Genomic DNA, 12,080 nt, shown 5'->3' with positions numbered 1-12,080 from the left:
GAGAGGTTTACGCACGGTTCTGAGAGGGCCGGGGGGTGAGACTCCCCCCGGCTACTCGCTTGGTCTGCTTCTACTTGGTTGTTGGTATGCCGTTCGACGTGGTGCCACGCCGACGGGACCACCTTGTCGAGGGCGGCCGGGTACACCGGTGTCGCGTCGGTGACGACCTCGGTGGGTTGGACCTTCAGGGTGGTCATCGCTCGGCGGAAGAACCGGCGTGCCGCAGCAGCGTCGCGGCGGGCTGAGACGAGTACGTCGATGACCTGGCTGTGCTGGTCGACGGCCGGTACACGTACCGCCAGACGCCGTTGACCTTGACGTAGGTTTCGTCGGTGAACCACCTGTCGCCGGGTGCGTGCCGGCACCGCCGGGTCGCGTCAGCGAGTAGCGGGGGTGAACTGCTGGACCCAGCGGAAGACGGTGACATGGTCGACCTCGACATCCCGCTCGAGGACGGGTTCTTCGACGTCGTGGTAGGACAGGTTGTACCGCAGGTAGAGCCGGATGGCGACGATGATGACGTCGGGCGGGAACCGGAACCCGGCGAACGCCGACCGCGGTGGCAGGGCCGGACGCCGGCGGTTCGAGTACTCCATCCGTTCAAGCCTGCCTGACCAGGGCAACGCCCAATGCAACAGACCCCGACGAAGTCGTCGATGTGGGCGGTGCCCCTCCACAGGCGCCGGCGCATGCTGTCACTGGCGAACGGCGGAGTCCACAGATGTGTGATCCGTGCGGACGCCCCGGGGAACAGGGCCGCACCGACATCGATCGCGGTGTTCACCACAAGGGACCCGTCGTAGCCCAGGATCACGTGGGCAGTGGTGGGCGTTTCCACGGCACCTCCTCAGCCGGACTTCGCTCATCCCTTCGAGCATCCCTCCGAGCGGCGCGCCGCAGACAGGTCGTTCGGCACGTCTCGGTCGACCATGGTCCCGGGCGAACCGCAACGACTGGAACCGGCCGACGAACCGTCGTAGCGCATCCTTGTCCTCGTCGGGCAGTGCGGAGTCCACGATCCAGGTGGCGATGCCCTCGCGACCTGGAAAACGTACTCGCACCGCTTGAGACCACAAGCCGGACACCCGCCACGACTTTGCCGGCGCCCTGGTGTCCAGGGCCATCAAATAATTCTAATCTTCGATGAATATCACGAACTGGAGTGTGGTTGTCGCCGGCCGTACGGTCGTCCTGTGATCGTTTTGGGGAGCACTTCATGAACGACCGGGACGTGCTGACCGAAGCCACGCGCTGACGACCAGGAGGAACGTCATGGGTAAGCTCGTCGTCTCGATGTTCACCACGCTTGACGGGGTCATTGAACGCCCAGACCGCTGGGCGTTCCAGTTCGTCAGTGCCGACTCGATGATGGGGAGTCTGCGCCAGTTGCGCGCGGCCGAGGCGCTGCTGCTGGGCCGCGTGACCTACGAGGGCTTCGCCGAGTCCTGGCCGAACATGACCGACGAGGCCGGGTACGTCGACAAGGTGAACGCGATGCCCAAGTACGTCGTGTCCACCACTCTGGACCAGGCCATGTGGAACAACACGACCGTCATCGATGACGACGTGGTCACCAGGATCGCCAAGCTGAAGGCCGAGCTGGCCGGTGACCTGCTCGTCTTCGGCAGCAACGAACTCGTCCGCCGGCTGCTGCCGCACGACGTGATCGATGAGGTTCGACTGGTGACCTACCCGGTCGTGATCGGCGACGGTACGCGCCTGTTCGCCGGCGGCGACGGGATGGCGTCGTTCCGGCTGCTCGGTACCACCGCCTTCAAGTCCGGCGTCGTGGTGCTGACGTACGCGCCGGGCACCGGGCAAGCCACGGCTGCGGGGCAGGCCTGAGCAGCCCCCACGGCGGCGTCACCTCGAGCTTCCACGACGGACCGGCCTGGACACTTCCGAAACAGCCGATCACCTTCGGAACACGGCAGGTCCACAGTGGATGAGCAAAAGGAAGCGGTTGACCTGCGTTTCCACAGTTCAACCGCCCCTTGATGGTGCGCGCCCGAAGGGACTCGAACCCCTAGCTTCTAGGCCTTGTGATGTCAGCTTTTGAAGGAGTTGATGTGGTCGCCTGCCCAGGTGGTGAAGGTGCGGGCGGGGTGGCCTGTGAGGTCTTGCACGGTGGTGGTGAGTTCGACGGGTTTGCCGTCGTTGGACGCCCACCAGTCGAGGAGGGAGTCGGCGTACGGGCCAGGTATGTAGTCGGCCATTTCCTGCTTCCACTGCTGACGGGTGACGTGGTTGATGGTGATCGGATGCCCGATCACGTCGGCGAGTTGGTCGATCTGCTCGGCGAAGGTCATGGCCTGGGGGCCCGTCAGGTAGAACTGGCCGCCCTGATGGGCGGGGTCGGTGAGGACGGCGTAGGCGGCTTCGGCGATGTCGGCTTCGTGGATGGGGTCGTTGAAGGAATTGGGGTAGGGCAGGCTGACCGGCTGCCCGGATTTGATGGGCCACGCCCAGGCTCCGGCGTTGCCGGCGAAGGAGCCGGGCCGCAGGATCGTGGTCGGGATCGGCGAGGCCAGCAGTGCCTGCTCCACATCCAGGTGGGACTTGGCGACCGGGTCGTGTTCGGGATCTGGGCCGAGCACCGCCGCCGACGAGAGGATCACCACGTGCGCGACGCCGGCTTTGACGGCCTGGTCGACGAACTCGCCGATGTGGTCGGCGGTGGCGTACAGGAAGACCTGGGTGATCCCGGACAGGGCGGTGGGGAAGGTGGCCGGGTCGGTGAGGTCGAGTTTCACCGACTCCACGCCGTCGGGGAGGTCGAGTTTGGTCGGGTCGGAGGAGGCGACCTGCACGGGCAGGCCTTGGTCATGCAGCAGGCCCAGCAGGTTGGTGGCGACCGCGCCGCGGCCTCCGGTGATGAGGATCATGTCGTGCGCTCCTTTGTGTTGGATGTAGTGGTGGGTTGAGTGGGAGCCGGTCGGTGGGTGTTGGTCAGTGGTGCTGGGGCCGGGCTCTGCGGGGCAGCAGCCAGACCAGGCAGCAACTGGCCAGGGTGACGGCCGCGACGACCAGGAGGCTGACGGTCATGGCGTGAGCCTGGTCGGCGCCGGGGCTGAGGGCGTGGAAGTAGACGGTGGTGACGGCGGCGGCGCCGATGGCGTTGGCGAGTTGCTGGACGGCCGACAGGGAGCCACTGCCGCTGCCGGCTTCGGCGGCGTCGACATCGCCAATGGTGACGTCGTAGACGGTGCCGAAGCAGGTGCCCATCCCGAGCCCGATGACCAGCGCGGCCGGCACGAGCTGCGCGGTGCCGATGGAGGCTCCGGCGGCGTGTACCGCGGCCAGCAACTCGAGGGTGCCGGCCAGCGTGATGAGCAGGCCGATGAAGATGAGGGTCCGGCCGAGCTTGGCGATCAGACGGAAGGCCGCGATCGAGGCGATGACGATACCGGCGGCGATCGGGGCCATGCCGACCACGGCGGTGCGCATCGGCGAGTAGTGCAGGCCGTTCTGCAGGAACAGCGACACGACATACAACAGGCCCGAGACCGCGGCGAAGAACACGATGCCGAGGATCAGACCGGAAGTGAACCCGCGGTTGCGCAGCAGCGACGGCTGAATCAGGGGGTTGTCGGCAGTCACCTGACGGCGGCCGAACGCCGCGAAGAACAGCGCGCCGACGATGATGCAGACGAGCGGCCATGTCGACCAGCCGTTGCCGGAGCCGTCGATCAGGCCGAACAGCAGCGTGAGCATCGCCATGCCCAGCAACGCCGAGCCGAGCCCGTCAATGGACACGCCGGTGTCGCCGTCGTCGGCGGGGAGCAGGCGCAGCGCGGCGAGGATCGCGGCCCCGCCGAGCACGATGTTGATGAGGAACATCGACCGCCAGGACAGGCCCAGCAGGTTCGCGTCGATCAGGAACCCCGCCAGGATCGGGCCGCCGACCGCGGCCAGCCCCATCCCTGGGGCGAAGGCGCTGAACGCCTTGCCGAGCTGCTCGCGAGGAAAGACGGCGCCAAGAATGCCGAAACCCTGCGGGATGAGCAGCGCGCCGAAGGCGCCCTGCACAAGCCGGGCAACGATGATCGACGCAGGGTCGAAGGCGAGCCCGCAACCGACGGAGGCGAGGGTGAAGCCGGTGATGCCGATCAGGAACAGACGGCGGCGGCCGTATTTGTCGCCCAGCCGTCCGCCGACGACCAGCAGCACGCCCAGTGCCAGCGCGTAGCCGGCGCCCAGCCACTGCACCAGCGCGGTGCCGCCGTGCAGGTCGGCGGCGATGGTCGGTGCGGCGATGTTGGTGATCGTCGCGTCCAGTAGGTCAAGGACGGCGGCGGCCAGCACCACGCCGAGGATGGCCCAGCGACGCGCCGGCGAGATCACACCCGCCGTAGCCGGGTTGATGGTTGTGGTCATGGATAGCAGCTTTCAAGAGAAGCGTCGGTGGAGCGAACGTCATTCGGGACGAACGTTGTTCGTTTGGACGCTATGAGACGAACGGGGTTCGTGTCAAACAGCGATCGTCACGATCGAGATACGCTCACTGAATGAGCAGTGCCCCGATCAGCCGGCGGGCTCGTCCCGCCAAGGCCCCCCTCAGCCGTGAAGTGATCGTTGCCACCGGGCTGCAGATCCTGGACCGTGACGGGCTGGACGCGTTGACCATGCGCCGCGTCGCCCAGGAACTCGACACCGGTCCAGCTTCGCTGTACGTCTACGTCAACAACCGCGACGACCTGATGGCCGCGATGCTGGATACGGCCCTGGGACACGTGACTCTTCCCGACAAGGGCGCCTGGCAGGAACGACTACACGCGCTGGCCACCGCCACCATCGAGGCGATGAGCCGGCACGAAGGCCTCGCCCTGGTCGCGCTCGGCGGCATCCCCACCGGGCTCAACGCGCTACGGATCCTGGACCGCATGCTCGCCCTGCTCAAAGAGGGCGGCTTGGACGACACCACCGCCGCCTGGGCCATCGACCTGATCTATCTCCACATCACCGCCGCCGCCGCCGAGCAGAGCGCCTACAACGCCAAGCAGATGACCGAGGCCGACCATCTCGCAGACGTCGACCGGCACTACGCCTCCCTGCCCGCCGACCAGTACCCCATGATCACCCGCATGCGCGAACCGCTCCTGTCCAGCGGCGACCGTGACCGATGGGGCCTGCGCGTCCTGCTCAACGGCATCCTGAACACTCCCGCCGTCGCTCGGCCCAAAGTGGGCCAATGAGCTTTCCGGGCGGCTCGCTGTGCTGGTTCATCAGTGCAGGGCATTGGCGGCGGCGGAGGTCACGGCTGCGGTGAGGGTGCTGAGAACGGCCGAGTCGATCCGCCAGTGCTGCCAGTACAAGGGGACCCTGAGTTCCCGGCCGGGGAAGAGCTCCTCGTAGCGTCCAGCGGCAAGATCGTCGGCGACGAGCTTGACCGATGCCATAGCCCAGCCGAGGCCGAGCTGGATGGCCCGGTTGCATGCCTCGACCGACGGGATGTAGTGGATCGGCGGGTCGAGGTGTCGGCGGGTCACCGTGCGCATGAACCGGTGTTGCAGGTGGTCCTTGCGGTTGAGCACGATCATCGGTGCGACCGCGAACGCCTCCGGGGTCGGCCCGTCCGGGAACCACTGCCGGCGCACGCCGGGTGCGGCGACCGCGACGTAGCGCATGTGGCCCAGCCGCTGTGTCCGGCAGCCCTGCACGGGCACGTGCTGCGACGTCACCGCAGCCATCACGGTCCCGCTGCGCAGCAGGTCAGCGGTGTAGTCCTGGTCGTCCTGGTACACGTCGAACAGCAGTCGGTTGGCGGGCGGCAGCGCGGCGAGTGCGGACAGGAACCAGGTGGCGAGGGAGTCGGCGTTCACCACGACCGCTGCGCGGATCCAGGAGCCGTCGGCGGTGCCGCGGGCGGTGTCGAGGGCTTCGCGCTCCAGCAAGGCGAGTTGGCCGGCCAGCCGCAGCAACGGCTCGCCGGCCGCGGTCACCTGGCATGGCTTTGCGCGGCGGACGAGTACCTGCCCGGCGGCCTGTTCGAGCGCCTTGACCCGCTGGCTGACCGCTGACGGGGTTACTCGCAGCGCCCGGGCCGCGGCCTCGAAGCTGCCCTCACGCACCACGGCCTCGAGGGTCTGTAACTGCTGTGCATCCAGAGCCATTCAGTGATTCTAATGTTCGGTGAAAATCATGAAATGGAGTGTGGCTGTCGCCGGCTGTACGGTCGCCGTGTGATCGGCACGAGGAGCACTTCATGAACGACCGGGACGCGCTGATCGAAGCTACAACCTCGAAATCTTCGCCGGTACGACGATCGGATCGCCGTGCTGGCTGACGTCCTGCTGATCGGCCTGCCCACGGAATCCGGCACGCCCGAGGCGAAGAAGCAGGCAGGTTCGGCAACAGTTCCGTCAACCGGTCGCCGTGCCTGATCGACCACCATCGCAGCCAACCAAACCTGGAGCCCCTATGGCCTTCATCCTGGGCGTCATCCTGTTCGCCGCAATGATCGGCGCACTCGACGCCCGCCTCCCCTGGCCCTCCCCACGATCCGAGGAATCATGATTACCGGACACTTCGGGCTGGCCGCCGCGGTCAAGTCAGTCGAACGACCCGTACCACTGTGGGCGCTGATGCTCGCCACCGTCTGGCTGGACGTCCTGTTCACACCCCTGTTACTCACCGGCGTCGAGCGCCTGGATCCCGTACCGGGCACCACCGGCGGGTACGGCAACAAAATCATCCACGCCGACTACACCCACTCCCTGCTCGGCGCGCTGGTCATCGCCTCGCTCACCGGACTGCTGGCGGCCCGGTGGTGGGGCCGGCGATCGGGCACGGTCATCGGCGCGGTGGTCTTCTCTCACTGGCTACTCGACCTGCTCGTCCACCGCACAGACATGCCACTGCTCCCGGGCGACCTCGGCGGGTTTCCCCGCCTCGGCCTTGGCCTGTGGCGCTACCCGCTACTGACGGCCATCATCGAGGCGGCCATCATGCTCGCCGGCACCGCCCTGTACTGGCGGGCCGCGACACGCACCGGTGGCTCTGTCCGCCGCGTGGCGGTGGTCACCGGCCTCATGGCGGTCGTCGGCGCCGTGACACTCGCCCTCGACGTGGCCGGCGTCTGACCGGTCACACCCGCCGGGACAGGCCACCAACGCCGCTGGCCTGTCCCGCACCCAGCAGGTCCATCTACATCCGTGCCCTGCACCGGCATTTCACGCCAACACGGGTCGAGCCGGCCCGAGACCGAATGAGCAGGAACCATCATGACAGCCAACACCGCCCCCACCTCTGAACAAGGCCCCCAAGGTAGCGGCCCGAACCGGGGTGTGTTCACCGCCAACGAGTTGCTGGCCTTCATCCTGGAACTCGTCGCGCTTGCCTGTCTCGGATACTGGGGACTCGAAATCGGCGACACCGTACTCATCAAGGGTGCCCTCGCGATCGGCGCGCCCCTGCTCGCCGCCGCTCTGTGGGGCATGTTCGCAGCGCCACGGGCGCGATACAAGGTATCGCTAGCGGGGCAGCTAGCCGTCAAAGCCCTCGTGTTCGGGGCTGCCGCCGTTGCCCTTTTCGCCACCGGCCAACCGGCACTGGGCGCGGTGTTCATCATGGTCGTCGTGCCCAACACCATCGCTGCCACCATCTGGCGCGGCCGTGCCGCATCCAGAGGAAAGGCCGGCCCACCCTGAACGGTTCAGCGCCAGCTGGCTGCTACCGAAGATCCGCGCGCTGGTCGTGCAGCGCATGGTGCCGGCTGAGCACCTCCTGGACAGCGGCTACGTCACCCCCGAGACGGTGCGCAACAGCAGACAGAACCAGGGACCGACCTACAGATCGCCTTAGAGGTCCTAACAAAGTCGTACGACGTGGCGGTACGTGATGATGCAGGTGGCGAGGCCAAGGAACGCCTCGTGCACGTCGTCGCGACGTTCCCAGCGGATGCGCAGTCGTTTCATGCCGTGGTACCAGGCGATCGTGCGTTCGATCACCCACCTGTACACGCCCAGGCCGGAGCCGTGGGGTGTGCCGCGGCGGGCGATGCGTGGTCGGACGCCCTTGGCACGCACGGCCTTGCGGTACTTGTCGTGGTCGTAGGCGCGGTCGGCGAACACCTCGTCCGGCCGCTGCCGGGGCCGGCCGCGCCGGCCCCGTACCGGTGGGACCTTGTCGATCAGTGGGAGCAGTTCGGTGACGTCGTTGCGGTTGCCGCCGGTCAGTGACACGGCCAGGGGGATGCCGGCGCCCTCGGTCAGGACGTGGTGCTTGGAGCCCGCTCGGGCGCGGTCGACCGGGCTCGGGCCGCTTTTGGGCCACGTCGCGCCGCCCGCACGTGCGAGGAGTCGATAACCGCCCTGGACCAGTCCAGCTTCCCCGCACCATGCAGCTCAGCGAGGAGCAGTTCGTGCAGCCGCTGCCACACCCCGGCGGAGTTCCACTCCTCCAGGCGTCGCCAGCAGGTCATCCCGGACCCGAACCCCAGTTCTTGGGGCAAGAACTCCCACGGGATCCCGGTGTGCAGCACGAACAGAATGCCGGACAACACCTGCCGGTCCGGCATCCGCGGCCGACCCGGACGCCGCGGGTCGCGCTTGGGCTTGGGCAGCAACGGCTCGATGCGCTGCCACAGCCCGTCCGGCACAATCCACGGCGGCTGCTCACCACGCCTCACGACCGAAGATGCTAGATCATCCTCCACAAAGGACGGAAGACCCTCGCTCAAATTTGTTAGGACCTATTACTCCGATGGCCTCAAACTCTTGACGCGTCCGACTTGAGTCGACCTTGTAATGGGAAATGGCATTAACTATGCTGGCCGGATGGTGTCGATCTCGCGTGAGCGTCCTGTCGAGTCCGAACGAAGGCTCCGGGCGGTGCTGCGCGCAGCGCAGCTGGTCCACCTGCCCGGAGCTTGGTGTTTCCAACGTATTGGGGGCGATCCGCCGGTCCGGGCCCTCGCTACGGCCAAAGACGTCGATGGCTGGTGCGCCCTCGTGCCTGCCGCACCGCACGTCGGCGAGCAGTTCGGTGTCACCCTGACCACGTTCCCGCCGAATGTCGACAACAGCGGCTACGTCGGATGGCTGGCAACGACGATCAAGCAGCGCCTGGGTAGCGGCGTCTTCGTGATCTGCGGCGACAACCCGCGCCGTGGCGGGATCTTCGACTACCTCGGCTACCCCCTGGAGGTGACCGACGCCGTGCACAATTTGATCGACGAACTTCGGCTGCCGGTCGGCGGCGACCCGCTGGATCTCGACCTGCACGTGTTTGAAGTCGTGGCGACATCGCCCGCGAGCGCGATCTCCCGCGATACCTGGTTCGAGTTTCACGAGCACGATGGCATCGTCGAGGCTAGCTACACCGGCGGGCAGATCGTTACAGGGCGCCTCGTCGGCCGCCGCGAGCACGACCGGGTGCGCACCGCCTACACCCAACTCGGCGTCGACGGCCTTTTGCAGACCGGCACCGCTTCGATGCGCGTCGAGAAAGGTACCGACGGACAGCTTCTCTTGACCGAGAGCTACACATGGTCGGACGGGACGACGGGCCGCAACGTGCTGCGCTCCGCGGGGCGAGGCGATGGCGCCTGACCCTGTCGCGATCGCATTCGCGAATACACGCTCGTCAAGCCACCGCGACCGCATCGCGACCCTCACTCAATGGCGAACCTGGATAGACGCCTGGCCCGGCTTTCGGACGGCGGGCAACGCCGTCGATGCCGATGGCCTGCTCGCGCTGCGGGAAACCCGGGACGACGTGCAACTTCTCCTGCATAGCGCGACCGGCGGAGGCCGGCCCGCACCAGGACCGACCGCGCGGCTGCTGGCACTTGCCAGATCGGCATCGAGCCTCGACCTTCGCTGGCAACACGGCCGCCCAACTCTCGCCGCCCTGCCAGACGCCCCGCCGGCTTGGGTCATCGCGCAGCACCTCACTCGCGCCGCGCTCGACCTGCTCCTGACCGGCCCGCCACTCATGGCCTGCCAAGGACAGGACTGCCTCAAACTCTTCATCACGTCCCGGCCGGACCGCCGCTGGTGCGACACCGCCGTCTGCGGCAACCGCGCCCGCGTCAGGGCCTACAACGACCGCCGACAGCACGGTCATGCCACCAACCTGAACCAGGACGGATCGACCCAGTGACAAGTGTTCTTCACGTTCGGCGCTGGCGGTGATGCCGGAGTCCGCTGCGACCTGCCGCAGCTGGTAACGCCGGATGCGGACCATGTCGGCCGGGGCGTGCGCGTCGGCCCGGTCGCTCTTCGGGAAGCCCGCAGGCCATCGTGAACCATTCACTGGGACTTCATGCTGTAACGCCACCGTCACGAGGTCCTTGCGGCGATCCGCTCCGCCCACATCGATGTGGAGCAAGTCGTCGAGAGCTACGCTAGGTGGCGGGACCAGCATCACGACACGCTAGATGGCTGGTGATGTGGGGTGAGCCTGGATGAGGCCTGCCGACGTCGCCCAGGTCGTTGAGCAACAGGCGGCGTTGCAACGCGTTGCCACACTGGTCGCCCGCGGTGTGCCGCCGACCGTGGTCTTCGACGCGGTCGCAGCGGAACTTGAGTCGCTCATCGGCGCCGACGGCGCGACAATCAACCGCTATGAGGCGGATGGCACGATCACCATACTCGCAAGCAGTGGCGTGGGGCTCCCGGTCGGCACGCGCGGATCGCTGAAGGAGAGCCCTGTCACGGCGCAGGTGTGGCGCACTGGCCGTTCCGTCCGGGTCAACAAATACGTTTACGGTTCCGGCTCGCTCGCCGCACAGATTCGCGAGCTGGGGACCCGCTCGGCGGTGGGCGCACCGATCGCCGTTGAGGGACGCCTCTGGGGGGTGACTGTGGCCTTCACGACCCAGGAAGAGCCAATGGTCGCCGACGCCGAAGCACGCATCGCGGACTTCACCGAACTGGTCGGCATCGCGATCGCCAATGCCCAGGCCCGAGCCGACCTGGTCGCATCGCGGGCCCGTGTAGTGATCGCGGCTGACCAGGCCCGCCGATGCATCGAACGGGACCTGCACGACGGGATCCAGCAGCGACTGGTTTCGCTCGCCGTGCAGGCGCGCATGATCGAGGCGGACCTGCCGGCCGGCAGCATGTCCGAGCCGCGGGCGCGGCTGTCGGCGCTCACCGACGGGCTGACCAGCGCACTGGACGAGCTGCGGGAGATCTCCCGCGGCATCCACCCGGCGATCCTGTCCGAAGGAGGCCTGGGGCCGGCACTCAGATCCCTCGCTCGCCGTTCCGCCGTGGCGGTGCAGCTCGACGTGTGCTCCGACCGGCTGCCCGAACCGGTCGAGGTGGCCAGCTACTACGTCGTGGCCGAGGCGCTGGCCAATGCCGCCAAGCACGCACGGGCCACCGTCGTGCACGTCGACACAGCGGTCAGCGACGGCCGACTCCACATGACGGTGCGCGACAACGGCATCGGCGGCGCCGACCCAGCACGCGGCTCCGGCCTCATCGGGCTCACCGACCGGGTCGAAGCCCTGGGCGGAACCATCACGCTGGACAGCCCGGTCGGTCACGGCACCTCCCTACACGCCGAGATCCCCCTCGCGGTTCACTGACCGCCAGCAATCGCGGGCGGCGCTGGGCCGACCATGTCGGTGCCGTCCGGTGACTACCTCGCTCGCCGATATCGCGGCGCGGGCCGGGCGGCTGCGTAACCTCGGCCCGGTCCGGTTGATCGAGCGCGCAGATCCCGCCCTGGCCGCGCTCAGCGTGCAGCGGGCGCTCGAGCTGCCCAACGCACCATCGCGGCGACGGTCCGCCGCTGCAAGGACCCCCAGCGTCACATTAGCGAATTTAACGGTACGTCAGAATCATGAGCTGGAGTGCATAATTCAAAGCCCTTACGGTCATGGCGTCGCGACTGCGCTGATGGCCGGGTTCGGCGTATTGGATCCGATCGGCAGTGGCGTCCGTCAACTGGTGCCCGGTGCTTGCCGGGCCCGGTACCGGCGGGTGCTCGGCGGGCTGGTGGCGGTGACGATGACCGCCATCGCGATACGGCGTGTGCTCGCCTAAATGTGTGTCAAACCATAATGAGGAGCACCACATGCAGGAACGGATCGTCGAGACAGTCGATACGGTCTTCGATCTGGTCGA

The 12,080-nt window shown here is 67.3% G+C and carries 14 protein-coding genes; 8 read left to right on the top strand and 6 right to left on the bottom strand.

Translation table 11 applies throughout. From position 1 onward, the window contains the following. Positions 1 to 341 (bottom strand): DDE-type integrase/transposase/recombinase (locus ACFPIJ_RS47645; RefSeq protein WP_380126124.1); only part of this gene is annotated, 341 nt, incomplete at its 3' end. A 36-nt stretch (positions 342 to 377) separates the two neighbouring features. Next, positions 378 to 596 (bottom strand): hypothetical protein, encoded by a 219-nt coding sequence (locus ACFPIJ_RS47640; RefSeq protein WP_380126123.1) that lies wholly within the window; start codon positions 594 to 596, stop codon positions 378 to 380. Between the two features lie 676 nt (positions 597 to 1,272). On the opposite strand from ACFPIJ_RS47640, the gene ACFPIJ_RS47635 reads away from it, so the two are divergent. Beyond that, positions 1,273 to 1,845 (top strand): dihydrofolate reductase family protein, encoded by a 573-nt coding sequence (locus ACFPIJ_RS47635; RefSeq protein WP_380126122.1) that lies wholly within the window; start codon positions 1,273 to 1,275, stop codon positions 1,843 to 1,845. A gap of 203 nt (positions 1,846 to 2,048) precedes the next feature. Here the strand turns inward: ACFPIJ_RS47635 and ACFPIJ_RS47630 are convergent, their stop codons facing one another. Both ACFPIJ_RS47630 and ACFPIJ_RS47625 read right to left on the bottom strand, forming a co-directional pair. Then, the gene (locus tag ACFPIJ_RS47630; RefSeq protein ID WP_380126121.1) at positions 2,049 to 2,885 is read right to left on the bottom strand and encodes an SDR family oxidoreductase; all 837 of its coding nucleotides are present in this window, start codon (positions 2,883 to 2,885) and stop codon (positions 2,049 to 2,051) included. 64 nt (positions 2,886 to 2,949) lie between these two features. Beyond that, entirely contained in the window at positions 2,950 to 4,377 is a 1,428-nt protein-coding gene (locus ACFPIJ_RS47625) for an MFS transporter (protein ID WP_380126120.1), read from the bottom strand. Positions 4,378 to 4,508: 131 nt separating this feature from the next. Here ACFPIJ_RS47625 and ACFPIJ_RS47620 point away from each other — a divergent pair, with 131 nt between their 5' ends. Further along, the gene (locus tag ACFPIJ_RS47620) at positions 4,509 to 5,195 is read left to right on the top strand and encodes a TetR/AcrR family transcriptional regulator (RefSeq protein WP_380126119.1); all 687 of its coding nucleotides are present in this window, start codon (positions 4,509 to 4,511) and stop codon (positions 5,193 to 5,195) included. Positions 5,196 to 5,225: 30 nt separating this feature from the next. Here ACFPIJ_RS47620 and ACFPIJ_RS47615 read toward each other — a convergent pair whose 3' ends face one another. Further along, entirely contained in the window at positions 5,226 to 6,113 is an 888-nt protein-coding gene (locus ACFPIJ_RS47615; protein ID WP_380126118.1) for a LysR family transcriptional regulator ArgP, read from the bottom strand. A gap of 399 nt (positions 6,114 to 6,512) precedes the next feature. Here ACFPIJ_RS47615 and ACFPIJ_RS47610 point away from each other — a divergent pair, with 399 nt between their 5' ends. Then, a complete protein-coding gene (locus ACFPIJ_RS47610) occupies positions 6,513 to 7,082 on the top strand; it encodes a permease (protein ID WP_380126117.1) in 570 nt (189 codons plus the stop codon). A 141-nt stretch (positions 7,083 to 7,223) separates the two neighbouring features. Then, positions 7,224 to 7,649, top strand: a complete 426-nt coding sequence (locus tag ACFPIJ_RS47605; RefSeq protein WP_380126116.1) for a YrdB family protein — start codon at positions 7,224 to 7,226, stop codon at positions 7,647 to 7,649. 159 nt (positions 7,650 to 7,808) lie between these two features. Here the strand turns inward: ACFPIJ_RS47605 and ACFPIJ_RS47600 are convergent. After that, positions 7,809 to 8,602 (bottom strand): IS5 family transposase gene (locus ACFPIJ_RS47600; protein WP_380126125.1). Its coding sequence is split into 2 segments (ribosomal slippage): positions 7,809 to 8,266 and positions 8,266 to 8,602, totalling 795 coding nucleotides; the frame shifts between segments, so codons are not numbered across the junction. Positions 8,603 to 8,777: 175 nt separating this feature from the next. On the opposite strand from ACFPIJ_RS47600, the gene ACFPIJ_RS47595 reads away from it, so the two are divergent. From ACFPIJ_RS47595 to ACFPIJ_RS47580, 4 genes are all read left to right on the top strand, one after another. After that, positions 8,778 to 9,551 (top strand): DUF6196 family protein, encoded by a 774-nt coding sequence (locus ACFPIJ_RS47595; protein WP_380126115.1) that lies wholly within the window; start codon positions 8,778 to 8,780, stop codon positions 9,549 to 9,551. After that, positions 9,541 to 10,104 carry a CGNR zinc finger domain-containing protein gene (locus ACFPIJ_RS47590; protein ID WP_380126114.1) on the top strand — a complete coding sequence of 188 codons (564 nt, stop codon included), beginning with the start codon at positions 9,541 to 9,543 and terminating at the stop codon, positions 10,102 to 10,104. The genes ACFPIJ_RS47595 and ACFPIJ_RS47590 overlap by 11 nt, the downstream gene beginning before the upstream one ends. A gap of 304 nt (positions 10,105 to 10,408) precedes the next feature. After that, the gene (locus tag ACFPIJ_RS47585) at positions 10,409 to 11,539 is read left to right on the top strand and encodes a GAF domain-containing sensor histidine kinase (RefSeq protein WP_380126113.1); all 1,131 of its coding nucleotides are present in this window, start codon (positions 10,409 to 10,411) and stop codon (positions 11,537 to 11,539) included. Between the two features lie 49 nt (positions 11,540 to 11,588). Then, positions 11,589 to 11,999: a hypothetical protein gene (locus ACFPIJ_RS47580; RefSeq protein WP_380126112.1), complete on the top strand. Its 411-nt coding sequence runs from the start codon at positions 11,589 to 11,591 to the stop codon at positions 11,997 to 11,999. Positions 12,000 to 12,080: the final 81 nt, after the last annotated feature.

The sequence above is a fragment of the Dactylosporangium cerinum genome (assembly GCF_042653625.1).
Taxonomy (GTDB): domain Bacteria; phylum Actinomycetota; class Actinomycetes; order Mycobacteriales; family Micromonosporaceae; genus Dactylosporangium; species Dactylosporangium cerinum.
Note: the sequence above shows the minus strand (reverse complement) of the source record. Positions and strands in the feature narration are given on the sequence as shown.

Bases quoted from the DNA above. Each gene is read 5' to 3' on its own strand.
- ACFPIJ_RS47640 (WP_380126123.1), bottom strand. From the start codon at position 596: ATGGAGTACTCGAACCGCCGGCGTCCGGCCCTGCCACCGCGGTCGGCG.
- ACFPIJ_RS47635 (WP_380126122.1), top strand. From the start codon at position 1,273: ATGGGTAAGCTCGTCGTCTCGATGTTCACCACGCTTGACGGGGTCATT.
- ACFPIJ_RS47630 (WP_380126121.1), bottom strand. From the start codon at position 2,885: ATGATCCTCATCACCGGAGGCCGCGGCGCGGTCGCCACCAACCTGCTG.
- ACFPIJ_RS47625 (WP_380126120.1), bottom strand. From the start codon at position 4,377: ATGACCACAACCATCAACCCGGCTACGGCGGGTGTGATCTCGCCGGCG.
- ACFPIJ_RS47620 (WP_380126119.1), top strand. From the start codon at position 4,509: ATGAGCAGTGCCCCGATCAGCCGGCGGGCTCGTCCCGCCAAGGCCCCC.
- ACFPIJ_RS47615 (WP_380126118.1), bottom strand. From the start codon at position 6,113: ATGGCTCTGGATGCACAGCAGTTACAGACCCTCGAGGCCGTGGTGCGT.
- ACFPIJ_RS47610 (WP_380126117.1), top strand. From the start codon at position 6,513: ATGATTACCGGACACTTCGGGCTGGCCGCCGCGGTCAAGTCAGTCGAA.
- ACFPIJ_RS47605 (WP_380126116.1), top strand. From the start codon at position 7,224: ATGACAGCCAACACCGCCCCCACCTCTGAACAAGGCCCCCAAGGTAGC.
- ACFPIJ_RS47595 (WP_380126115.1), top strand. From the start codon at position 8,778: ATGGTGTCGATCTCGCGTGAGCGTCCTGTCGAGTCCGAACGAAGGCTC.
- ACFPIJ_RS47590 (WP_380126114.1), top strand. From the start codon at position 9,541: ATGGCGCCTGACCCTGTCGCGATCGCATTCGCGAATACACGCTCGTCA.
- ACFPIJ_RS47585 (WP_380126113.1), top strand. From the start codon at position 10,409: ATGAGGCCTGCCGACGTCGCCCAGGTCGTTGAGCAACAGGCGGCGTTG.